Annotated in this window: 23 protein-coding genes, 1 other RNA gene and 1 riboswitch; of the genes, 14 read left to right on the forward strand and 10 right to left on the reverse strand. The window is 57.6% G+C overall.

Features of this window, described 5'->3' with window-relative positions:
- Position 1: 1 nt before the first annotated feature.
- Together ACR0BI_RS08355 and ACR0BI_RS08360 are read right to left on the reverse strand one after the other, a co-directional pair.
- A complete protein-coding gene (locus tag ACR0BI_RS08355; protein ID WP_170398657.1) occupies positions 2-1,912 on the reverse strand; it encodes an extracellular solute-binding protein in 1,911 nt (636 codons plus the stop codon).
- 174 nt (positions 1,913-2,086) lie between these two features.
- Positions 2,087-2,596: a c-type cytochrome gene (locus tag ACR0BI_RS08360; protein WP_170398660.1), complete on the reverse strand. Its 510-nt coding sequence runs from the start codon at positions 2,594-2,596 to the stop codon at positions 2,087-2,089.
- A 121-nt stretch (positions 2,597-2,717) separates the two neighbouring features.
- Between ACR0BI_RS08360 and ACR0BI_RS08365 the strand changes: the two genes are divergently transcribed.
- Positions 2,718-3,551, forward strand: a complete 834-nt coding sequence (locus tag ACR0BI_RS08365; protein WP_480563107.1) for a prephenate dehydratase — start codon at positions 2,718-2,720, stop codon at positions 3,549-3,551.
- A 116-nt stretch (positions 3,552-3,667) separates the two neighbouring features.
- Here the strand turns inward: ACR0BI_RS08365 and ACR0BI_RS08370 are convergent, their stop codons facing one another.
- The 3 genes from ACR0BI_RS08370 to nudC are packed head-to-tail and all read right to left on the reverse strand — an operon-like array spanning position 3,668 to position 5,670.
- Entirely contained in the window at positions 3,668-4,165 is a 498-nt protein-coding gene (locus tag ACR0BI_RS08370) for an N-acetyltransferase family protein (RefSeq protein WP_480563108.1), read from the reverse strand.
- A 14-nt stretch (positions 4,166-4,179) separates the two neighbouring features.
- A complete protein-coding gene (locus ACR0BI_RS08375) occupies positions 4,180-4,647 on the reverse strand; it encodes an SRPBCC family protein (protein ID WP_170406543.1) in 468 nt (155 codons plus the stop codon).
- Positions 4,648-4,686: 39 nt separating this feature from the next.
- Positions 4,687-5,670 (reverse strand): NAD(+) diphosphatase, encoded by a 984-nt coding sequence (gene nudC, locus ACR0BI_RS08380; RefSeq protein ID WP_170625812.1) that lies wholly within the window; start codon positions 5,668-5,670, stop codon positions 4,687-4,689.
- A gap of 196 nt (positions 5,671-5,866) precedes the next feature.
- On the opposite strand from nudC, the gene ACR0BI_RS08385 reads away from it, so the two are divergent.
- The 3 genes from ACR0BI_RS08385 (at position 5,867) to rsgA (ending at position 9,054) form a co-directional block, all read left to right on the forward strand.
- Positions 5,867-7,729: a bifunctional 2',3'-cyclic-nucleotide 2'-phosphodiesterase/3'-nucleotidase gene (locus tag ACR0BI_RS08385; protein WP_480563110.1), complete on the forward strand. Its 1,863-nt coding sequence runs from the start codon at positions 5,867-5,869 to the stop codon at positions 7,727-7,729.
- Positions 7,730-7,767: 38 nt separating this feature from the next.
- Positions 7,768-7,866, forward strand: an RNA gene (ffs, locus tag ACR0BI_RS08390) — signal recognition particle sRNA small type.
- Positions 7,867-8,025: 159 nt separating this feature from the next.
- On the forward strand, positions 8,026-9,054 hold the full coding sequence (rsgA, locus tag ACR0BI_RS08395) for a ribosome small subunit-dependent GTPase A (protein WP_170636355.1): 1,029 nt from the start codon (positions 8,026-8,028) through the stop codon (positions 9,052-9,054).
- 36 nt (positions 9,055-9,090) lie between these two features.
- On the opposite strand, the gene ACR0BI_RS08400 is transcribed toward rsgA, so the two are convergent.
- A complete protein-coding gene (locus tag ACR0BI_RS08400) occupies positions 9,091-9,948 on the reverse strand; it encodes an alpha/beta hydrolase family protein (protein ID WP_480563111.1) in 858 nt (285 codons plus the stop codon).
- 121 nt (positions 9,949-10,069) lie between these two features.
- Positions 10,070-10,290, forward strand: a riboswitch (cobalamin riboswitch).
- Between the two features lie 91 nt (positions 10,291-10,381).
- On the opposite strand from ACR0BI_RS08400, the gene ACR0BI_RS08405 reads away from it, so the two are divergent.
- Complete coding sequence (locus ACR0BI_RS08405) at positions 10,382-10,789, forward strand: hypothetical protein (RefSeq protein ID WP_170562413.1); 408 nt, start codon at positions 10,382-10,384, stop codon at positions 10,787-10,789.
- Between the two features lie 4 nt (positions 10,790-10,793).
- Here ACR0BI_RS08405 and ACR0BI_RS08410 read toward each other — a convergent pair whose 3' ends face one another.
- The gene (locus ACR0BI_RS08410; RefSeq protein ID WP_170398687.1) at positions 10,794-11,294 is read right to left on the reverse strand and encodes a phosphatase domain-containing protein; all 501 of its coding nucleotides are present in this window, start codon (positions 11,292-11,294) and stop codon (positions 10,794-10,796) included.
- Positions 11,295-11,466: 172 nt separating this feature from the next.
- On the opposite strand from ACR0BI_RS08410, the gene ACR0BI_RS08415 reads away from it, so the two are divergent.
- The 5 genes from ACR0BI_RS08415 to ACR0BI_RS08435 all read left to right on the forward strand — a co-directional run bounded on the left by ACR0BI_RS08415 (position 11,467) and on the right by ACR0BI_RS08435 (position 15,710).
- Positions 11,467-13,227: a DNA polymerase III subunit gamma/tau gene (locus ACR0BI_RS08415; protein WP_480563112.1), complete on the forward strand. Its 1,761-nt coding sequence runs from the start codon at positions 11,467-11,469 to the stop codon at positions 13,225-13,227.
- 235 nt (positions 13,228-13,462) lie between these two features.
- Complete coding sequence (locus ACR0BI_RS08420; RefSeq protein ID WP_170398693.1) at positions 13,463-13,807, forward strand: YbaB/EbfC family nucleoid-associated protein; 345 nt, start codon at positions 13,463-13,465, stop codon at positions 13,805-13,807.
- Positions 13,808-13,871: 64 nt separating this feature from the next.
- On the forward strand, positions 13,872-14,465 hold the full coding sequence (recR, locus tag ACR0BI_RS08425) for a recombination mediator RecR (protein ID WP_170398696.1): 594 nt from the start codon (positions 13,872-13,874) through the stop codon (positions 14,463-14,465).
- Positions 14,466-14,534: 69 nt separating this feature from the next.
- Complete coding sequence (locus ACR0BI_RS08430; protein ID WP_170398699.1) at positions 14,535-15,116, forward strand: histidine phosphatase family protein; 582 nt, start codon at positions 14,535-14,537, stop codon at positions 15,114-15,116.
- A 105-nt stretch (positions 15,117-15,221) separates the two neighbouring features.
- Positions 15,222-15,710 (forward strand): hypothetical protein, encoded by a 489-nt coding sequence (locus ACR0BI_RS08435; protein WP_170406567.1) that lies wholly within the window; start codon positions 15,222-15,224, stop codon positions 15,708-15,710.
- Here the strand turns inward: ACR0BI_RS08435 and ACR0BI_RS08440 are convergent.
- Positions 15,707-16,336 carry a ribonuclease T2 gene (locus tag ACR0BI_RS08440; RefSeq protein ID WP_170398704.1) on the reverse strand — a complete coding sequence of 210 codons (630 nt, stop codon included), beginning with the start codon at positions 16,334-16,336 and terminating at the stop codon, positions 15,707-15,709. The genes ACR0BI_RS08435 and ACR0BI_RS08440 overlap by 4 nt on opposite strands.
- Positions 16,337-16,466: 130 nt before the next feature.
- On the opposite strand from ACR0BI_RS08440, the gene ACR0BI_RS08445 reads away from it, so the two are divergent.
- Both ACR0BI_RS08445 and ACR0BI_RS08450 read left to right on the forward strand, forming a co-directional pair.
- Positions 16,467-17,228 (forward strand): DUF1013 domain-containing protein, encoded by a 762-nt coding sequence (locus ACR0BI_RS08445; protein ID WP_170398707.1) that lies wholly within the window; start codon positions 16,467-16,469, stop codon positions 17,226-17,228.
- 54 nt (positions 17,229-17,282) lie between these two features.
- A complete protein-coding gene (locus ACR0BI_RS08450; protein WP_170398710.1) occupies positions 17,283-17,672 on the forward strand; it encodes a hypothetical protein in 390 nt (129 codons plus the stop codon).
- A gap of 42 nt (positions 17,673-17,714) precedes the next feature.
- Here the strand turns inward: ACR0BI_RS08450 and ACR0BI_RS08455 are convergent, their stop codons facing one another.
- Positions 17,715-18,746: a permease gene (locus tag ACR0BI_RS08455; protein WP_480562321.1), complete on the reverse strand. Its 1,032-nt coding sequence runs from the start codon at positions 18,744-18,746 to the stop codon at positions 17,715-17,717.
- Positions 18,739-19,047 (reverse strand): ArsR/SmtB family transcription factor, encoded by a 309-nt coding sequence (locus ACR0BI_RS08460; protein ID WP_170398716.1) that lies wholly within the window; start codon positions 19,045-19,047, stop codon positions 18,739-18,741. Before ACR0BI_RS08460 ends, ACR0BI_RS08455 begins: the two co-directional genes overlap by 8 nt.
- A 146-nt stretch (positions 19,048-19,193) precedes the next feature.
- Here ACR0BI_RS08460 and pdxR point away from each other — a divergent pair, with 146 nt between their 5' ends.
- Positions 19,194-20,654 carry a MocR-like pyridoxine biosynthesis transcription factor PdxR gene (gene pdxR / locus ACR0BI_RS08465; protein ID WP_480562320.1) on the forward strand — a complete coding sequence of 487 codons (1,461 nt, stop codon included), beginning with the start codon at positions 19,194-19,196 and terminating at the stop codon, positions 20,652-20,654.
- Positions 20,655-20,778: 124 nt separating this feature from the next.
- Positions 20,779-22,554 (forward strand): sulfoacetaldehyde acetyltransferase, encoded by a 1,776-nt coding sequence (gene xsc, locus ACR0BI_RS08470; RefSeq protein WP_170514751.1) that lies wholly within the window; start codon positions 20,779-20,781, stop codon positions 22,552-22,554.
- Positions 22,555-22,662 lie beyond the last annotated feature (108 nt).

A 22,662-nucleotide genomic window follows, 5' to 3' on the forward strand; every position in this document is an offset into this window, starting at 1 on the left:
GTTATCGCAGCGCGCCTTTGGCTTTCAGGTCAGCCTCTTTCTCGGGGTTGATCCACCACAGATCGAGATACCCAAGCGAGAATGGAGGCAGGTTTTCAGGGTATTCGTACATGTCGTAATAAGCCGTCCAGTAATCCGCCACATACCCATCGGGAATGACGAAGAACTCATAACGCAAGACACGATCCAACGCCATCAGCGCAGCATCCTGTTCCGCCTGATTTGTCGTGTCGAATGACGCTTCGATCACAGCGTCAACAAGTGGGCTGGCAAGACCGGCAGGGTTGAACAAGCTAAACGCGGCTTCTTCCGATCCGTACATCTGACTGAGACCCCCGCCGGTCGACAGGAACGAGCCGTAGCGGTTCGAATATACCATATCATAATCACGCTCACGCCGCCGCAGGGTGAATTGAGAAGGATCTACCTTCTCGGCCGAAGCATCCACACCGATCGACTGCAGGTTCTGCACATAGGTCTCGATCATGGTGGCGGTCGAGGTTGGAATGCTCGACGCATACGGAATATTGACCTTCAGCGTCTGCCCATCGGCATTGCGGCGCAGATTGCCGTCGCCGACGGGCCAACCAGCCTCGTCCAGCAGTTTCGAGGCTTGCCGCAAATTGCGACGGTCGTTCAACCGAGCTGGATTGGATTCGTGGACGACAAGCGCAGGCTCGCTGAACACCTCGGCCGGAACCACGTCACCCAGCGTTTCCAGAAACGCCAGTTCGGCACCCTCCGGCACGCCTGTCGCTTCAAGATGTGTCCCCTGCACGAATGAACTGCGCGGTGCGTTCAGACCGAACATCAGCGATTCATTTGCCCATTCGAAATTGAACGCCAGCGCCAGCGCTTTACGCACATTCTTGTCGGCAAATTGAGGCTTGCCCAGATTGAAAACGAAACCCGACGGCGTCGGCGGGCTACCATCCACGATCTCGTCCTGCACGACAAACCCTTCGCTGAGTTTCGGGAAATCGTAACTAGAGGCCCAGAGCTTGGGGTCACTTTCGATACGCATCGTGTATTCGCCCGCCTTGAACCCTTCGAAGGCGGCGGTTTGATCCGCGAAATACTCGATCCGGATAGTGTCGTAATTGTTGCGGCCTATGTTGATCGGCAGATCCTTGCCCCAATAATCGTCGCGACGCTTGTAGACAATACGGCGGTTGATGTCATAGCTGTCCAGTTTGTAAGGACCTGAACCAACGGCGACCTCCAGCCGCGGTTCGTCCAGACGACGGCTTTCATCGGCCTCGAACCAGGCTTTTGAAAATACCGGGGTCGACCCGACGGTTTCGATCAACCCGCGCCGGGTGACATCCGGACTAAAAGTAAATTTTACAGTGTGGTCATCCAGAGCTTCAGCCCCTGTAACCATGCGCCCGACGGCTTGCGCATAAGACGGCAAACCCTGCTCAATGAACAAACGATGACTATAGACGACGTCTTCGGCAGTCACCGGGGTGCCATCCCAGAACATAGCTTCGGGGCGCAGATTGAAGATCACATAATTGCGCCCTTCGTCATATTCCATACTTTCCGCAACAACCCCATAATACTGCCCGACACTGTCCGCGGTACTTTCGATCAGCGGGTCATATTGAAGCGTGGTCAAAGCGCCTGCCCGCCCCTTGCGCGAATAAGGGTTCAGGGAATCAAACGTACCTGAGCCCGCCAAAGACAGCTCTCCGCCCTTTGGTGCGTCTGGGTTGACGTAGTTCAAGTACGGATAGTCGGCCGGATAATCCAGATTTCCGAAATAGGAATACCCGTGGCTGCGCGTGACGCCCTCTTCATTGGCACGGGCAGGATCGCTGCTGCCCAGAACCAGTGTCGCCGAAATCCCCAAAGCCGCAGCCCAAGCGTGAATTCCGGTAAAGCGCATCTGGGGCAGAAGGGGTTTCATCAGGCTCGTCCTCTGAATTTCTGTCATCTTCATTGTCGTGCCCGCCAGCTAAAGGTCCAGCACTGTCAGTTGCAAGTTTAGAATGCGTGAACGCTTTGTGAAGTTCTTCTCAGACAAAAAATAAAGCCGCTGCGCAAGGCAGCGGCTTTAAATCCTGCAAATCTGATCAACAGATCAGTTGCCGATGGTCTGCAGATACGCAATCAGATCGGCGCGTTCTTGTGGTTTTTTCAGGCCAGCAAAGCTCATCGAAGTGCCCGAGATATAGGCGCTTGGGCGTTCCAGGAACGCGTCCAGGGCTTCGGGTGTCCAGTTGCCACCATGCGCCTGCATCGAGGCCGAATAACCGGTAAAGCCTTTAGCTGAGGCAACCGGGCGATCTACGACACCGTAAAGGTAAGGACCTGTACCATTGGCGCCGTCTTCCAGTTTGTGGCAAGCGGTGCACTTGCGGAATACGCGCGCGCCTTTTTCCGGATCGGCTGCAGCCAACATATCTTCAAAGACTACTTCTTCGCCGTCCGCGCTTTCGCCCGAGCTTTCGGTTTCGATAATGTAAGCAGCTTCGGCAAGATGGCTGTCAGAGCTATAGAGGACATCCGCCCCCCATTTTGCCAGAAGCAACACCAGGAAGGTGCCAAACAAGCCGGCTGCGGCTTTGGTAACTGTCATCGTGTCGAACATTTTGATCGCGTGTCCATTTCAGCTGTCTGCGGGGTGTCTAAGGCTTCCCCTGAGAAGACGCAAGGTATAGACACCGCGACTAAACGCCCAATTCAAGAACTTGTTGCACGGAAACGACCAAATGACCAATCGCATAGCATTTCAGGGAGAACCCGGCGCATACAGTCACGAAGCCTGCCGGAACGCGCGACCGGATATGGACGCCCTGCCCTGCCGCACTTTCGAAGATGTGATCGAATCAGTGCGCTCAGGTGAGGCTGATCTGGCCATGCTACCGGTGGAAAATACCACCTATGGTCGTGTGGCCGATATTCACCGCCTGCTTCCGGATAGCGGGCTGCACATCATCGACGAAGCATTTGTGCGCGTGCACATCAACCTGTTGGGCGTACCGGGCGCGACTCTGGAGGATATCACTGAGGCGCATTCCCACCTCGTCTTGCTACCACAATGCGCAGGTTTCCTGAAGCAACACGGAATTCGTGGCAGGGTCAGCCCGGATAATGCTCGTGCCGCACGCGAGGTCGCCGAGATCGGCGACAAACACTCCGCAGCGTTAGCCAGTGAGCTGGCAGGTGAGATTTACGGCCTCAACGTTTTGGCCCGTCACATTGAAGATCAGGGCGACAACACGACCCGTTTTCTGGTGATGTCTCGTGAGGCCGACGAATCGCGCCGTGGTGATAACGGCATGATCACAAGTTTTGTCTTTCAGGTGCGTAACATCCCGGCAGCGCTATACAAAGCGATGGGCGGATTTGCAACCAACGGAATCAACATGACCAAGCTGGAAAGCTATATGGTCGACGGGTCCTTCACCGCGACCCAGTTCTATGCCGATATCGTGGGTCATCCAGGCGATCGAAATGTGCAACTGGCGATGGATGAGCTTGAGCATTTTACCACCAACGTAGAAGTCCTCGGCGTTTATCCGGCGGCGCAACCTCGTGGATAGTGCAGGCAATCTGCTCGCCCCTTCAAAGGAACGGCCTGGATAGGCGGGGCAGCTACGCTTGCAGCTTAGAACGATATCTTGAGTCCTTGGGTGCGACATCCTGAAAGTGCGGCGGATTACGGGTTGGTCACTCCGGTCCCCATGCGAAAGACCTTGCATATCGCGCCATCCATCTGCCGGTACTCTCTGAATCCCATCGCCTCATAATAGCCAAGGCCGTCGAAATTATTGGCCCCGATCGTAGCATCGATAGCGGGCAATCCCTGCTGCCTAGCGGCTTGAAGAGAACATTTGAACAACGCCCGACCGATACCACATCGCGCAGCGGACGGTTTGATATGCGTCCCAATGATGCCCCACCCGACCGCAACGCCATACGGGTTGTTTCGGGTGGCAAGCTTCAACGACTGGAAACCCAGTATCTGTCCGTCCGGCGCAACGGCAAGGCTACACTGAATCCGCTCAGGGTCGCAGATGTAATGCGTCAGTGCAAAGGCGTTGTCGGCGGGCTTGGTCCGCTTTCCGGCCGCTACAAGCGCTGTTAGCACACCGGACAAGCCATCCGCATCGGCTTCGACAGCGTCGCGTATGATCGGTCTCGTTAAAGTGTTCATCTACTTCTCGGTTGTCAGACACCATGGAGGTGTCGTTCCTCCATATCGCGCGCGAATTCGCTGAGACGAGTCTGGAACTGCCGCCTGAATCGGGATTGCCCTAACTTCAGGGATTGAAGCAATAGGCGGGCGGGCAGCGTTTTCGCACCCAGCGATGTTTCAACGCGCAGCCGTGTCCGACGTTGGGAAAGCGCCAAAAGCTCGATCACCGTGTCGCCGTTCATTCCCTTGCTGCTGGACTGGAACCGCATCAAGGACGGGCGGTCGCATTCAGTCATCTCGATAATGATATGACGTGGCTTGCCACGTATCTTGAATTCGGTCTCCCAGGTTATTCCGGCCTGCGGCACAACCGACCCCGTGACCCGACGCACATCGACCCCGCGCCGCAAGGCTTTGCGTTCAAAGCGTTCAAAATCCGAGACCATGTTGAAGACCGTCTCGATCGGGACATCGATATCTTCCTGCGCTGAAAACTGCATGTTTGCTTTTCTCTGCCCTAGATTGGGTTCAGTTTCTCGTCAGTCCAACGTGTCTGCAAGCCAGTGTTGCAACAAAAAGTGCGCAATCGCACCTTTTCGGGCAGGCAACAGCTTAGGGTGATCCCCAGCGAAGGCCTGCATCATCTCGGTCCGTGTGACCCAGATCGCATCCTCGATCTCGACCGGATCGATCTGGATATCGCGCGATAACGCCTCGCCTGCGCATCCAAACATCAGGGATGCGGGAAAGGGCCAGGGTTGGCTTGCGAGATAGCTCACCGCACCCACGGGCACGCCCGCCTCTTCCATCACTTCGCGCCGCACAGCGGCTTCCAGCGTTTCACCGGGCTCAACAAAACCAGCCAAAAGCGAATACATGCCTTCAGGCCAGCCCGGAGAGCGCCCCATCAGCACCGAATTGCCATGGGTAATCAACATGATGACCACAGGATCGGTGCGCGGGAAATGCTGGCCACCGCAGGCCGGGCAACTGCGCTGCCATCCACCCTGAGACATCTCGCTGCGGGCACCACAACGGGCACAGAATTGATGCGTTTCGTGCCAGCCGATCACCGCCTTGGCGGTTGCCGCAATCTCTGCGTCTCGTGGGTTGAGGCGTGTCATGATGCGGCGCAGCTCGGCAAAGACACACCCCTCGGGCAGATCAGGGTGCTGCTGTTCGCTGCGGTCGACAAAATCTCCGACACCGGATAAATCCAGCCCTTCAGCCGCCCAGCCCGAGATGTCCATGGCAAAAAGCGGCGATCCATCCTCGGATTTTCCAAGGAAAATCGGTTGCTCGATCACACCGCCCGGGCCCTGTTCGAGAATCGTGTGTGTCATCGGAAGCCGGACGAGCCGGTCCAGTGCCTCACCCTCAACCAACAGCTTGCCGCGCCACAGCAACACACATGTTGCCAAAGGGTCACGATAAACCTGTGCCAGTTTGTCCGCGTCGCCGCGCAGCAAACCCGCCCGATCCAGTGCCGAGCCGCCAAATGTCACCTGTTCTGCGCGTTTCATGCCTGCCGTTCCTGACTGCCGCGCAAAGGGCTGCCACGTCTTACCTGATCGTGCAACGGGTATCGACCAAACATTTTTCGACCCTGCCGCGGAATAACCGCGGCATCGCCCCGGAAATTGCATTAAATCGACCTCATGGTGAAAGCGTTGGCACACTGACAGCTAGAAGTTTAAAATATTGAAATCAAATCATTTAATGCGACAACGAAGAGATGCGGATGATAGCGCACGGATGCGAATCCTTGCTACATCCGATCTACACATGCACCTGACGTCATATGATTACTATTCGGATCGCCCCGAACCTGCGATTGGTTTGACCCGTACCGCCAGCCTGATTCACGAGGCGCGCAGACAGGCTGAACGCGACGACGCCCTTGTGCTGTTGTTTGACAATGGTGATAGCCTGCAGGGAACGCCATTTGGCAACTGGGCAGCTGAAAACGTGCCAGACGCCCATCCCCTGCCACGCGCGTTCAACACGTTGAACTATGACGCGATCGGATTGGGTAATCACGATTTCGGATTTGGGCTGGAACTCGTCAATCGCATCGCTCGCCAAACCGCCTGCCCAATGATTTGCAGCAATATGCAAACCACTCAGACCGAACAAGGTTGGGATGTACACACGATTCTGCATCGGGTTGTCAGACTAAATGGACAGGACACCGCAATCCGCATCGGGGTTCTTTCTGTTTTGCCCTCTCAAACCGCACAGTGGGAAGCACATCTGCTAACGGACCGGGTCGTGGTAACAGACATTCTGGCCGCTGCGCGGCGCGCTGCTGAAGATCTCAGCGTGCAAGGTTGCGACCTGATTGTCGCCCTTGCGCATACCGGACTGGGATCGGCAATGGCCGAGCCGGATATGGAAAACGCGATCATCCCGCTGGCCGAGATGCCGCTGATTGATGCCGTCGTCGCAGGCCACACCCATCTGACACTGCCCGGAAAGGCGCATGATGGTTATCCATTCGTCGACAGTACGCGGGGGCTTGTCCATGGAACGCCGGTTGTCATGCAGGGTTGGGCCGGGTCTCATCTTGGGATCATTGATCTAACACTGCAAAAAGATACCACCGGCGATTGGCGCATTACAGGCAGCCATGTCGAAGCGCGGGCAATCGCTCAATCAGGCACAGAAATACCCGAATGCCAAAGGATCACAAAGCTGTTTGCGACCGGCCACGCTGCGACGCGCAAAAGGGTGACCAGGCCAGTGGGCACAATCCCACACACGCTGCACAGCTACTTCACATATTGCGTACCGGATCGCGGTCTGGCCTTGGTTGCGGCGGCTCAGGCCGCTGCCCTACGCCCGCATTTGGTCGATACCGACTGGGCAGATTTGCCTATCATATCGTCAGCCGCCCCGGCAAAGTTCGGCGGGCGCGCAGGAAGCAAGTACTACACGGATATCCCCTCAGGCGAGATTTCAGTTCGACATTTCGCCGATCTCAGTGTCTTTCCTAATGAATTGCGCGCGGTGCTGGCCTCAGGTTCTCAGATTCGGGACTGGCTTGAGATGTCAGCCGGGCTGTTCCATCAACTTGGCTCAGACGCCCCGATCGATCTTGCCGATCCTCAGCGCACGGGCTTCAACTTCGATGTCCTGCATGGCGTCACCTACCAGATCGATCTTTCGCAACCGGCGCGGTTCGATACGCTCGGTCGAGTGATTGATCCGGCATTTTCCCGCATACGCAACCTGGAATTCGATGGGCAGCCGATTGCGCCTGACCAGAGTTTCCTTGTCGCCACCAATAACTACCGCGCCAATGGCGGTGGTCATTTTCCAATTGCGCGACAAGCCCGTATGATTGACCTGCCTCAGATCAGCATACAGGATATTCTATGCAAATACGTCGCGGGCACATTGCCCGCCGACCCACTCGCGCATGCACCGCGCCCCTTTTCTTTTGTACCAAACCAAAGGCAGGGCGCGATCCTGACAACGGGGCCGCGCGCGCTACACCATGTTGCAGAACTTGCTGAGTATCATCCACGCATTCTGCCCGACGATGCGGATGGTTTCATGCGTATTCATCTGACCTTCTGACGGGTTGCCATTTTCAGGGGATGCACCTATATCGGCTTTGAGAGGTTGGCGCGGGCGAGCGCCTCGCCAACCTGGTCAGGTCCGGAAGGAAGCAGCCACAACGAGCCCCGCTTGGGTCGATGTCCAACCTCTCACTTAGAACCTATCAGCCGCAGGAGGGCGTTTATGATTGTAACAAAAACCCTTCGGGCAGACCGGTTCTGATCCTTTCCGATCAACTGATTGCCTGAACACGTCGCCGGCGGATGCGCGATTGCCATTCGACGGGATTGCTGTTTCTGATCACAGGCAGACCAATGTTACTTTCCTTTTCGGACCTCGGATGGTCCTCTCATTTCGCGGCTCAGCATACGGCTGATCCGTCACTTCTTCCGTATCGCATCTCGGCCGTACACCGGGATCGACTGATCGGGCTGAGCCCTGAAGGTGAATCGCCTTTGTTATCTCTGGATCAATCAACCGGCGCATATGCCGTTGGGGATTGGGTTCTGGCGGATGAAAACAAACGCATACGCCGCGTGCTGGACCGGCGCAGCCTGCTGCAGCGCCGGGCCGCAGGTACAGGGGCAGCGGCGCAGCTGATCGCTGCAAATGTTGATGTGCTGTTCATCGTCAGTTCCTGCAACGCCGATTTCAATCTGCCACGATTGGAGCGGTATCTTGCGCTGGCGCATCAGGCAGGCTGCTATCCGGTGGTCGTTCTGACCAAGTCGGACATGTGCGATGATCCGAGCCTTTATGTAGATCAGGCCCAATCGCTCGCCCCGTTTCTGACGATACTTGCGGTCAACGCGCTGGATCACGGCGATCTCGAACAAGTTCTGTCGTGGTGTCCGAAAGGACAAACCAGCGCCTTGCTTGGATCATCCGGCGTTGGGAAAACGACGCTCGCCAACGGGATGACGGGGCAGGATCAGGCCACCGCAGGTATCCGTGAAGATGATGCGCGCGGCAGGCACACAACAACTGCACGCGCCTTGCATCGCATGCGCAATGGCGGCTGGCTGATCGATACGCCCGGCATGCGCGCGTTGCGTCTGCTGGATGCGCAGGAGGGGTTGGATGAGGTATTTTCGGACATCTCAGACCTCAGCCTGGATTGCCGCTTCTCGGATTGTCAGCACGAGACCGAGCCCGAATGTGCGGTGCAGGCGGCAATCGACGCTGGTACGCTTGATCCCGCGCGGCTGGACCGCTGGCGCAAGCTGCGGCGCGAAGACCAACACAATTCCGCTTCGGTGGCGCAGGCCCGCGCCCGCGACAAGGCGTTCGGCAAGATGGTGCGCAGCGTGATGCACGAGAAAAAATCCCGTAAAGGGCTATAACGAAGCTGGGCACCGACCTACCGGTGCCCAGCGCTATCAGGCGATCAGTCTAGGCCAGACTGCCGCATTCCGTCTTGCGAATGCACCGATATGGCCGATCTTGGACACTCCGAATTCGCTTGGTGCAAGCAGATGGCGCCCGGCTTTGGGTCCATAGAGATCGGCAAGACGCCAGACAGCATCCGGCGGCACCATTTCATCATCTGCGAAGGTAAACAGATCGACACGTTTGCCCAAGTCTTTCCAGCGGGCGGCGGGCAGTGTCGTGCCGATCTCTGGCACATAGCTTTTGGGGGCGGTGCACCATTTGCGCCATTGCCAATAGACTTGGGCAGGCAGGTCCGATCCAAACCCGACCAACCGCCCGGGCAGGTAGCCAAGCGCCTTGACCACCAGCGGCGCGTGACCATACCAGAACAACGCCGCCAAAGCGCGATAAGGCCAAGGGTGATCCGCCAGCGTTACCAGACCCGAACAGACACAGATCATCCTGTCGATCTGATCGATATCGGGTTGGATCGGGCCAAACATTCCGCCCAAGGAATGACCGATGCTCCATAGCTTGGCCTGCGGAAACCGTCGGCGCATCTCGGCCCGGGCGGATGGAATGTCGATCAACGCCCAATCGGCCATGGTGACATTTGACCGCTTTTGCGAACCCACCAAAGAGTGACCAAAATCCCGGTAATCGTAAGTCAGGCAGGCCATGCCCTGTTCTTCGGCGAGCCATCGGGCGAAGTACTGATAGTAATCCCTCGGCACCCCAGTCGCACCGTTTATGACGACCACCTTTTCGGGGTCGGCAACCGGACGGTAAAGCCGCGCCGACAACATTGCCGGGCCGGACGGGATTTGAAAATCCTCGGTCACAACCGCCTGCTGCGTGTCCAACATGGTGCCCTCCAATACCGACTGAACTGATCAGTTCACCCGAAGCGCCTCAAGTCAAGGTTGACGTGACTGGACCATACGTCACTTGCCTGACGCAATCTTCTTGACTCGGGCACGGCGCAGCCGCTAGCCATGTCGCGATGGTTCTCGCGCCCAATCGGGCCGGGATGAAAAGGGAACACGGTGCGGTTCTGCCCGGATAAATCCGGAAAGAACCTAGTCCGAGACTGCCCCCGCAACTGTAAGCGGAGAGCAATGCCGAGATACCACTGGCCTTGAAGGCTGGGAAGGTCGGCAAAGCGATGACCCGCAAGTCAGGAGACCTGCCATCGGATGTAGAACCGAAACTCGGGCGGGGTGTCCGGGACGGGTTTGATCGTGCTCCGCAACGACCAACCTGTGCCACGCCCGCGCCTTGCGCGCGGAGGGCGCATTGATGATCTGGAAGACCAAAACACACGAATTCGCGGCGACCGTGTGCCAACGTACTGGCGCACCCTGCCCCGCATTGGCACAGATGGCGCGGGCTCTGACGCAGACCATGTCCGCCACAAAACCGGTCACGAAAACTGAGTTTGAGATTGAAGGCACCATAGATCTGTCGCACTGCCCGGAAGGATGCACCGCCCGCTTTCGCGCCCAATGCGACCAGATACGTGTATTCTGCGGAACCGATCCTGAAATCGATACCGGCCGGCTGGATGACTACGCAGACATGATGTTCGGAACCGAGTACCGCAGCCTACCCGCAGACCTGCTAAGGAATCCTCCTTGCGCCATGCTTGAGGCTTCGCTTCTGGTGCAGCACAACGGTGGCGAAATCTCGCCACATGTTGGTGTCTAAGCCGTCAAACGGCTTGAACACGGGCCGGTTCAACGGCCCAAAGCATCTGGGCATTTGTCTCGACTGCGCAAGGACGCACCGTACGCAATCGCTTCAATGCCGCCTCAGGCCGTTCACCGCATTCAACCATCAGACGCAGAACCACCATCCCGGATCGGCCACAGCCACCACGGCAATGCACTAGCACACGGCCACCACCTGACAACGCCTGACGTGCGGTCGCGCCAACGCGGGGCCAGCGGTCCAAAATCTCTTTGGGTGGCGTGCCAAAATCTTCGATCGGCAAATGCACCCATCTGCTGGCACGCCCCTGAATATCAGCGCCAAAATTCCGCGCACCATCCTGAATCATCTCGACCTCAGTCGTCATCGAGATCACAAGTCCCGGCTTCCAGTCTGCTATAAGATCGAGGTCTTCGGTATAAGTGCCTCCGCGCCCGGGCATCGATGACAAGGCCAAGGTGCCTCCGCCAACCTGCAACGCATAAACCACCAGTTGCGACATAATCTCCCCCCAAACAAACTTCACCCAACAACATACTGGTCCAGTAAATAGAATAGAGTGGATTTTAGCCGCATACCCACGCATTCCAAAATGAAAATCGTCCCGGCCGGCTGTGGACGCGGGCGGCGGGGGCCTCTACGCTGCGGCGTAACGCGAATCCGACAGAGCAGACATGACCGAGACGCCCAGCCCCGCCTACCAGGTTCTTGCCCGCAAATACCGCCCCGAAACCTTTGCCGATCTAGTCGGTCAGGACGCCATGGTGCGCACTCTGAAAAACGCCTTCGAGGCGGACCGGATCGCGCAGGCCTTCATCATGACCGGCATCCGCGGTACCGGCAAGACGACGACCGCTCGGATCATAGCCAAGGGTATGAACTGCATCGGTCCCGATGGCAGCGGCGGCCCTACCACCGAACCCTGCGGTCAATGTGAACACTGCGTAGCCATCATGGAGGGCCGCCATGTCGATGTGATGGAGATGGATGCCGCCAGCCGCACCGGTGTCAATGACATCCGCGAGATCATCGACAGCGTCCGCTATCGCGCTGCGTCCGCGCGCTACAAGATCTATATCATCGACGAGGTTCACATGCTGTCGACCAGCGCTTTCAACGCGCTGCTCAAGACGCTGGAAGAACCCCCCGAACACGTGAAGTTCATCTTTGCCACCACCGAGATTCGCAAGGTCCCGGTGACCGTCTTGTCCCGTTGCCAGCGCTTTGATCTGCGCCGGATCGAGCCGGAGGATATGATCGGACTGCTTCGCAAAATTGCAGGTGCCGAAGGGGCACAGATTGCCGAGGATGCGTTATCGTTGATCACCCGGGCCGCCGAGGGATCGGCGCGCGATGCGACCTCACTGCTGGATCAGGCGATCTCGCACGGGGCCGGTGAAACCAGAGCGGATCAGGTGCGCGCGATGCTGGGGCTGGCCGATCGGGGCCGGGTGCTGGATCTGATGGATATGATCCTGCGCGGCGATGCTGCAGGCGCGTTGACCGAGCTGAGCGGGCAATATGCCGAAGGGGCTGATCCACTCGCCGTCTTACGCGATCTGGCTGAAATCACGCATTGGGTTTCGGTGGTCAAGATCACCCCGGATGCCGCCGAAGATCCCACCGTTTCCCCCGACGAACGCGCCCGAGGTCAACAAATGGCCGAGGCTCTGCCCATGCGAGTCCTTACACGCATGTGGCAAATGCTGCTGAAAGCGCTCGAGGAAGTTTCCGCCGCACCCAACGCAATGATGGCTGCGGAAATGGCCGTGATCCGCCTGACCCATGTGGCCGACTTGCCTAGCCCGGAGGAGCTGATCAAGCGTCTGCAAGATACGCCTCCGCCGCCCAATGGTGGCCCCGGCAAGGGAATCGGTGCGCCGGGACATGCTCCTGCCGCGCCACAGGCTGTGGCCCGATCGGCCTATGCCGCATCGGGAATCGGCGGCAACGCAGGCGGGCCAACGGCCGCGCTGGCCCAGGATGTGCAGGCAGCGCTGGCACGCTATCCAACATTTGAACATGTGGTCGAACTGATCCGAGCCAACCGGGATGTGAAGTTGTTGGTCGAGGTCGAAAACGGCGTGCGTCTGGTATCCTACCAACCGGGCAGGATCGAGTTCGCCCCAACCGACAACGCCCCGACCGACCTGTCACAACGATTGGGCGCGTCGCTGCAGCGTTGGACGGGCAACCGGTGGGCCGTTTCTATTGTCGCTGAGGGCAACGCACCGACCATTGCCGAGGTACGGGACGCTGCAGACTTGGCACTGAAGGCCGAGGCTGAACAGCATCCTCTGGTGCAAGCAGTGCTGACTCATTTCCCGAAAGCGCGGATCAAGAGCATCGAAACCGCAGAACAACGCGCCGCTCAAGTCGAAACCGAAGCCCTGCCCGAGGTCGAAGACGAATGGGACCCGTTTGAAGAGGACTGACTTTCGAGCATAAGCGCACCTCAACCAAATGCTCCCGCACCCGCCACGGGCCATCGGCTGACGCCGATACCCCTGAGCGGCTTTGGGCCCGGCAGCGCGCCTTGCGCGCTGCCGGGCCCAACGGGAGGAAAGGTCTTGCCAAAGACCTTGACGACGGGCGGGAGTATCCTGACCTCTTGTGCCGCGCGGTTACGCTTCGTATCTAGGCCACAAATCGAGTGACAGGAGATTACCGATGCTAAAAGGTTTAGGCGGCCTGGGTGACATGGCCAAGATGATGAAATCCGCGCAGGATCTGCAGACCAAGATGACTGACATGCAGGAAGAGCTGAACACCATCATGGTTGTCGGCGAATCCGGTGCCGGGCTGGTCAAGGCCACCGCGACCGCCAAGGGCGAGTTGAAAGGTCTGGATATCGACCCGTCGATCTTTAACGGTGACGATAAGGAAGTAGTCGAAGACCTCATCCTCGCCGCGATCAAGGACGCCCAAACCAAGGCGCAGGAACGTTCGCAGGCAGAAATGGCCAAGCTGACCGAAAGCATGGGCCTGCCCGCAGACATCAAGCTGCCGTTCTGATACACCCTCCTGACGGATCTATGGCCGGGGCGTGTTTCCCTGGCCCAATTGCGAGGGTCTCACGGTGAGTTCGAACAGTGACATCGACAATCTGATCGACCTGATGGCCAAGCTGCCCGGTCTCGGCCCCCGCTCGGCCCGCCGCGCAGTCCTGCACCTGATCCGCAAACGCGCCCTGCTGCTGACGCCGCTTTCTGACGCCATGCAGCAGGTAGCCGTAACTGCCCGTGAATGCCTGAACTGCGGCAATGTGGGCACCACTGATATCTGCGACATCTGCAATGATGAGGCCCGCGCAACCGGAGAACTGTGCGTAGTCGAAGACGTCGCAGATCTTTGGGCGATGGAGCGCGCCGGGGTCTTCAAGGGCCGCTATCACGTTTTGGGCGGCACGTTGTCGGCTTTGGACGGAGTCGGCCCGGATGAATTGCGCATCCCCCGGTTGAAGGACCGGGTTGTGGCCGAGAGTATCACCGAGATCATCCTCGCCCTGAACGCCACCGTCGATGGTCAGACCACCGCCCACTACATCGCGGATCAGTTGGAGGGGCAGGTTCGTCTGACATCCCTGGCACAAGGTGTGCCGATTGGGGGCGAGTTGGACTATCTGGATGATGGGACGATTACGGCGGCTTTGCGGGCGAGGAAGGAAATCTGACAAAGTGTGTTCGGCATGCACTGTCAATCTACACTAGAAATTAGCTTGTGGGTAATTCAGGAAACCGCATTGACCAAGTACCCCGATCTGTTTGTCCTAAGACATGGCGAAACCGAGTGGAATACCTTGGGCAAGTTTCAAGGCCGCAAGAACTCTCCGCTAACGGAAACCGGTATCTATCAGGCGCGGCAGCAGCGGGAGATACTTGGCCGTATCCCCAACCACCCTAAACGCGTGTTCGTCAGCCCGCAGGAGCGGGCGCAACACACCGCAAGGCTGGCGATTGCACCCCAGTTTGATTTCGCAAACGATGACCGGTTAACGGAAATCGCATTTGGCCAATGGGAAGGCGCGACGCGGGAATTCATTCGGACTCAAATCGATTGCCCATACGAGTCCTATCATTGGTATTTTCGCAGCCCGGATGGCGAAAGCTTTGACGAGATCTATGAGAGGGTACAATCGTTCTTAGACGAGCAAGACGAATCCGCAATCGTGGTGACGCACGGGGTTACGTCACTGATATTGCGCGGGATTTGGCTGGGCCTTGGCATCAACGATCTGTTAAAACTTCCCAGGACCCAAGGATGTGTTTTTCGCCTGTCAAACGGCACCGAGACGATCTTGACCAAGACGGGTAGTTTGCAATGATCTTGGCGGATAAGTGTTTTTGGTGTCCTTTTAGATTCAAATCTCAAATTAGCTTGAAAAACGAACAGAGTTAAATTCCACTGAGCGAAAGACTTGGAGCACATAATGACCCGCCTTCTCGCACTCACCTTAGCCGCCTTCGCCGCCACTGCCGCCCTGTCGCAGGAACTTATCGACAAAGGTTTTGTCGAAGGCTGGAACATCATGATGGACCCCAATCTTGGCAATGGGTGCCTGATACAAACCGTTTATCAGGACCTCTCGGTGGTGCGGCTAGGCTATGACGCGTTGGATAATCGCGGGTATTTCACAGTTTACAACAAGGCTTGGGGCGACATTAAACCGGGGGAACAATACCCAATCCGGTTTGAGCTGGACGGCAAGAGCTTTGATGCCACCGCCATCGGGTTCAAGCAGGATCGCGTGCCCGGCGCGACGGTGTTCTTTACGGACCGGAGTTTCGTCACCTCGATTGCGCAGAACAAGACCATGACCGTCTACAATCCAGAAGGTCAGACCGTCATGGCGATTGATCTGAAAGGCACCGCCAAAGCGCTGGATTATGCGCGCGACTGCCAGAACAAAAAGCTCTAACGAATCGGATCAAACACCGCGTCTTTAGCGGTGCAATCACGGATCACGTCGCGGCCACAGGGCACCGGGTCAAGATTGCGGGACAGGCATAGGCGGACTTCTTCGATATAGCCTTGCTTACAGGTGATGGTGATCATGTCAGGCTCGAGCGTGGGATTGGCCTTGAGAAAGGCCTCTTCCACCACCGAAGCGGGCAGTTTGACCGTCGCGTCCAGCTTGCGGAACACCTCGGGGCGCGCAACTCCTGCATAAGCCTGCCGCGACAGGGCGAAATAGTCGGGTGCACTGAGGCCCGAACAGGTGCCGTGCTTTTTCCATTGATGCCAGGCCAACCCGGATGAGCCCTGAATATCCTCCATTTCCCGCGTCATGCGGCGTGTGGGTGGCGCTTCGGACGTGCGACAATACGAAGGCCAACCCTGATGGAATTGCGGCCAGAGACCATGCAATATCCATCCGTGATCGTGTCGTGCGTTGCACTGATCCGATCCGCGCGCATCGCCTTCGCGGGCGCACCAATTGGGCGACCAGCTGAGCGACAGGACGTAGTAGTCGAACTCGCCCGCCTTTTCGCCCTCGGCCATCGCAGCCATGGCACTTAGCACCCACAAAATCGCCCAGCGCATTCGCCTCTTCCCTTCTTTAGCTGTCGCGACTATATAGGCCCCAAGTTCCCCGACAACGGAAACCTGCCCCATAGCTTCGGGGCCGCCGAATTCCGGCGACGGGACAGATGTATTTATAGGAGACGGGCTGATGGCAAAACCGCTTATGGCCAAGGCAACCGCCGTATGGCTGGTGGACAACACCACGATCAGCTTCAAGCAGATCGCGGATTTCGTAGGCATGCACGAGCTGGAAGTACAGGGTATTGCGGATGGTGATGTGGCTGCAGGTGTCAAAGGGTTTGACCCGATTGCCAACAACCAGCTGACTCAGGAAGAAATTGACACCGCGCAAAACAACCCGCTGCACAAGCTGAAGCTGAAATTCAATCCGGCGGCATCAGGCGAAGAGAAACGCCGTGGTCCGCGCTACACCCCGCTGTCCAAGCGTCAGGACCGTCCGAACTCGATCCTGTGGCTGGTCAAGTTCCACCCGGAACTCAGCGACGGCCAGATTGCCAAGCTGGTCGGCACCACCAAGCCGACCATCCAGTCGATCCGCGAGCGGACGCACTGGAACATCTCGAACATGCAGCCGATCGATCCGGTTGCCCTGGGACTGTGCAAACAATCCGAACTGGATGCCATCGTGCAAAAGGCCGCGGCCAAGAAAGCAGCCGAAGGTGGCGTGATGAGCGATGATGAGCGTCGCAAACTGGTCTCGACCGAACAGTCGCTTGAGATGGATTCAGCGCCCAAGATCCCGACCGCGATCGAAGGTCTCGAGACATTCTCGTTGTCCGAGGACACCAACGAGAAGGAAGACGAAGAGCCCATCGTCGATGCGGATAGCTTCTTCAACCTGCCCAAGGGTGGTGGTGATGAAGAAGACGAAGACGATCTGCGCCCCTGAGATGCGCATGGTCCCGGCCTCGAATAGCCGGGACCCGATTTTTTGGGTGATTTGATGCTAAAGGTTCTATCCTTATTCTTCGACGCGCATCGTGCCGTTTCAATCTATGTGTTCCTGAAATCCTGGTGGTTGGCCATTACAGGTGCCGTAGTGATGATCGCGATAGTCGCTGGCTTGCTGTTGCTGAATGACGACGGCAAGCACGAGCACGAGGCGTTTCTCACCGTCGCGGTTTTGTCGGCGACACCGATCAATGGCGATCTCAAGAACGGGGTCATTGCTTCGGTGCGCTTGCCGGATGGCTCAGCTGCATCAATCACTTCGACCGAAGGGCCGATTGCTCAGACAGTTGGAACCCAAGCCTGTATCGAGAAACGGGTTTTCGTTGAAAGTGGAGAGCCAAGGTATCGGTTCAAACTGCCACGATATTGCGAAGCGAGCTAGAAAAGCAAAACCGCCCGGTGGCTCAACCGGGCGGTTTTTTGTTTAGATCATTTGAAACAGGATGCCTGCTACGATGGCACCGCTGATGCCCAACCCCAGATAGGTGGCAAAGACGCGCGGTTTCACCAGTGACCACACGGCCGCCATCGCAGGTATCGAACTGACGGCACCGGCCACCATGAATGACATCGCAGCACCCGCACTCATACCCTGCTCCATCAGACCCGCAAGAAGCGGTGGTGCGACGTAAGAGTTCAGATAGGCAGGCATTCCGACCAAGGCTGCGATGACGATTGGTACAACACCCTCACCACCAACAACGCGGGCGATCAGGTCTGCCGGAACATAGCTGACCAGCAATGCTTCGAGCACGTAGGCAAATGCCAGCCATTTGAGCAGGAACAGGCCATTGTGAACGAACTCAACCCGAAAGCGCGTCCGACGGTCAGGGTCTTGCCAGAACTTCCAGACGGGTTTGTCATCTTGCTTTGGTCCGCAACCGCAGCAACCAGCGGGTTTGTATTCACGCAACGGCTGCGCAAAGGCACCTCCCCGCATCAGGGTGCGCACGGCAAACCCGCCGAACAAACCCAACGCGACAGCGGCAACCGCTTTACCAATTGCAAACGGCCAACCCAGCGCACCCGCAGTAATCAGCAACGTCGGGGGGTCGATCAACGGTGAACTGAGCCAGAATGCCATCACGGCCGACAATGGCGCACCCAGAGCCAGCAAGCCTGCGATGAATGGGATCACTTCGCAGGAACAAAATGGGGCCAGCCCGCCAAACAACGCGGCCAGAAAGATCATCCGTGTCTCGCGACCCTCAAATGCACGGGCGACCATCACTTCGGCCCCGGTTGCCTTCAGGTATGATAGCAGCAGAACAGCAAACAGGATGTACTGGCCCGTATGCGCAAGCGCTTTGGCTGCAAAACTCACAACCTCGGTCCAGTTGCCCGGATCAAGAACGGCCACCAGCGCCAGTATGACCACGATCAGAGCCCAGGGCGTTTTGATCAGGTCGATCAAGTTTCTGGCAAGTGGCTTGGGGTTTTGGGTCAGTTCAGCCATCGTTTGCGGCCTTTCCGATTTCGTCTGCGCAGCATTCACTTAGGATGAACTGCGCCAGGTTTCTCAATTCGTCAAAGCACGCGCGGTTGATCGTGCTACGCCCGATCTTCTCTTGCTCAACTACTCCGCCAGCAGCCAGAAACCGCAGATGATGCGCCAGAGTCGAGGGCGCGATTCCTGTCCTCGTTTGAATTTCTCCAACGGTCAGGCCTGCTTCCCCAGCACGAACTAAGGTCTTAAGAACCTTCAATCGGGCTTCCGAGCCCATGGCAGAGAAACCTGCGGCAGCTTCTTCCCACATCCTTTATCTCCATTAAACTAGATTTATGGCTATTTAGTTTAATTCGTATCCTGCGTCAACCACACGTGTGCGTAAAACTCTCCACATGGTTCGCAGGGCCATAAGTCCAGATTGCCACCGCCTTAGGTCCAACCTATAACGATGCAATGGGTATTTCGGTCGACACATTCTTTTTGGAACGCAATGGGCAAGGCACCTTACAGGCGCAGCTGCAACAGCTGATTGCCGAAGGCATTCTGTCAGGACGCTTCCACGTCGGGGAAAAGCTGCCCTCGTCCCGTAAACTTGCTGCCCATTTGGGTGTCAGCCGGATTACGGTCACGCTTGCCTATACTGAACTGCTGGCCAATGATTACCTGACCGCCAAAGGCCGGTCGGGATACTATGTTTCAGAAAATGCGCCAGTGCCGCCGACCTACACGCCAGTGCGGCGCGACACCGAAGTGGTTGACTGGGATCAGGCGTTTGCTCGCCGTTTCTCGGGCGGTGATGTGCTGACAAAACCCAGCAACTGGCGTGACTACCGCTATCCCTTCATTTATGGCCAAGTCGACAGAAAGCTGTTCGATCATGCAAACTGGCGTCTCTGCGCGGTTCGGGCGTTGGGACATAAGGACTTTGATTCTCTGACCGGGGACTATGTCGATCAGGACGACCCGCTGCTGCTTGAATTCATCGCCCGGCATACTCTTCCCCGCCGTGGAATTGTAGCCCGGCCCGAAGAAATCTTGATCACCCTGGGCGCTCAGAACGCCCTTTGGCTGGCGTCTCGCATATTGCTGAACCGGAACCGTAGGGCAGCGATCGAGGACCCCTGCTATTACGCCCTGCGCGATCTTCTGATTCACTCGGAATGCAAGCTGTCTTATCTGAAGGTCGACCGGGACGGGTTGCCCCCGGAAACGATCCCAGATGATACCGACGTCATATTCACCACCCCCAGCCACCAGAGCCCGACAACCGCGACCATGCCGGTGGACCGCCGACATGCACTGCTGCGTCGTGCACGTGAACTTGACGCCATGATCGTCGAGGATGACTATGAATTCGAAATGTCATTTCTCGGGGCCCCGTCACCGGCGCTCAGGTCAATGGATCGCGATGGGCGGGTGATCTACGTGGGCAGCTTTTCCAAGTCGCTGTTTCCGGGTCTTCGATTGGGCTACATGGTCGGGTCCGAACCCTTTATCCGTGAAGCGCGCGCCCTGCGATCTCTGGTCTTGCGTCACCCTCCTGGCCACATGCAGCGAACTGCAGCCTACTTCCTATCGCTCGGCCACTATGATGCTCAGATCCGGCGCATGTCTAAAACGCTGCAACGCCGTCGCGAAGCGATTGAGGAGGCAATTGGACAATATGGTCTGACTGTTGCTGGGCGCGGGATGTTGGGCGGATCATCGATCTGGATGCAAGCGCCGCTGCATGTAGGCACCAGCAAACTGGCCCGAGACCTGCAGCGCCAAAGCGTCCATATCGAACCGGGTGAGGCATTTTTTTCAAGCCAGAACAGGCCAAAGAACTTTTATCGGCTGGGCTACTCTTCAATCTCGTCGGATCGTATCGAACCGGGAATCCAACAGATTGCTGAAGCGATCCGGCGTTCTTAAGCACTCTGGACTTAAACCGCTACCGGTTCTGGCCCTAACGCCACAGACACCCGTACGCCAAAACCGATCAGAAAACTGGGTGCAAAACCCCCGTTCCATCCTTCTATGATCGGAGATTACGCAGATGAAGATGACCACCGAAGAAGCCTTTGTAAAAACCCTGCAGATGCATGGCATCGAACATGCGTTCGGTATCATCGGCTCGGCCATGATGCCGATCTCCGACATCTTTGGCAAAGCAGGCATCACTTTCTGGGATTGTGCCCACGAAGGGTCCGGCGGCATGATGGCCGACGGCTATACCCGCGCAACCGGCAAGATGTCGATGATGATCGCCCAGAACGGCCCCGGCATCACCAACTTTGTGACCGCCGTCAAAACTGCCTATTGGAACCACACTCCGCTGCTGCTGGTCACTCCGCAGGCCGCAAACAAGACCATGGGTCAAGGTGGTTTCCAGGAAATGGAGCAGATGCGCATGTTCGCAGACTGCGTTTGCTACCAGGAAGAGGTGCGTGACCCCAGCCGTATGGCAGAGGTTCTGAGCCGGGTGATCATGAACGCAAAGCGCGCCTCGGCACCTGCGCAGATCAACGTTCCGCGCGACTTCTTCACTCAGGTGATCGACATCGAGCTGCCTGCTGTTGTTGAGTTTGAACTGCCTTCGGGTGGTGCAACGGCCGTATCCGAAGCTGCAGCTCTGCTGTCGAACGCAAAGAACCCCGTTATCCTGAACGGTGCAGGCACCGTTCTGTCGAAAGGCGGCATCGAAGCGTCGAAAGCACTGGCCGAGCGTCTGGACGCTCCGGTCTGCGTTGGCTACCAGCACAATGACGCTTTCCCCGGCTCGCACCCACTGTTCGCTGGCCCACTGGGCTACAACGGCTCAAAAGCCGGTATGCAGCTGATCAAGGAAGCAGACGTTGTTCTGTGCCTCGGCACCCGCCTGAACCCCTTCTCGACCCTGCCGGGTTACGGAATGGAGTACTGGCCTGCAGATGCAAAGATCATTCAGGTCGACATCAACCCCGACCGCATCGGCCTGACCAAGAAGGTCTCGGTTGGTATCGTGGGCGATGCGGCGACCGTTGCCACCAGCATCCTGAACCAACTGTCCGACACAGCCGGTGACGAAGGCCGCGACGCGCGCAAGGCTAAGATCGCCGAAACCAAATCGCGTTGGGCGCAAGAGCTGACCTCGATGGACCACGAGCAGGACGATCCGGGCACCACGTGGAACGAACGCGCGCGCGCTGCCAAGCCGGACTGGCTGAGCCCGCGCAAAGCATGGCGCGCGATCCAGTCCGCGCTGCCGAAAGAGGCGATCATCTCGTCCGACATCGGCAACAACTGCGCCATCGGCAACGCCTATCCTTCGTTTGAAGAAGGCCGCAAGTATCTGGCCCCCGGCCTGTTCGGCCCCTGTGGCTATGGCCTGCCTTCGGTCATTGGCGCGAAGATCGGCTGCCCGGATGTACCAGTTGTCGGCTTCTCTGGCGACGGTGCCTTTGGCATTGCAGTCACTGAACTGACCGCCATCGGTCGCGAAGAATGGCCAGCCATCACTCAGGTTGTGTTCCGCAACTACCAGTGGGGTGCGGAAAAGCGCAACTCGACCCTGTGGTTCGATGACAACTTCGTCGGCACCGAGTTGGACACAAAAGTGTCCTATGCCGGCATCGCCAACGCCTGTGGCCTGAAAGGCGTCATCGCACGCACTCAGGATGAGCTGACTGCGGCGCTGAGCCAGGCGATCGAGGATCAGAAGAACGGCATCACCACCCTGATCGAAGCAATGATCAACCAGGAACTGGGTGAACCCTTCCGTCGCGACGCGATGAAGAAGCCGGTTGAGGTTGCAGGTATCGACGCAAGCGACATGCGTCTGCAGCAGGTTTGATTGCTGTCAAAAACATAAGTCGGACCGGGTTCAACCGGTCCGCTTAAAGAAAAGCAGAGGAAGGGGGTGCCTGCACTCTCTTCCTCTATATGGTTGAGCCCGGTGTGC

The organism is Ruegeria sp. E5 (genome assembly GCF_056534105.1).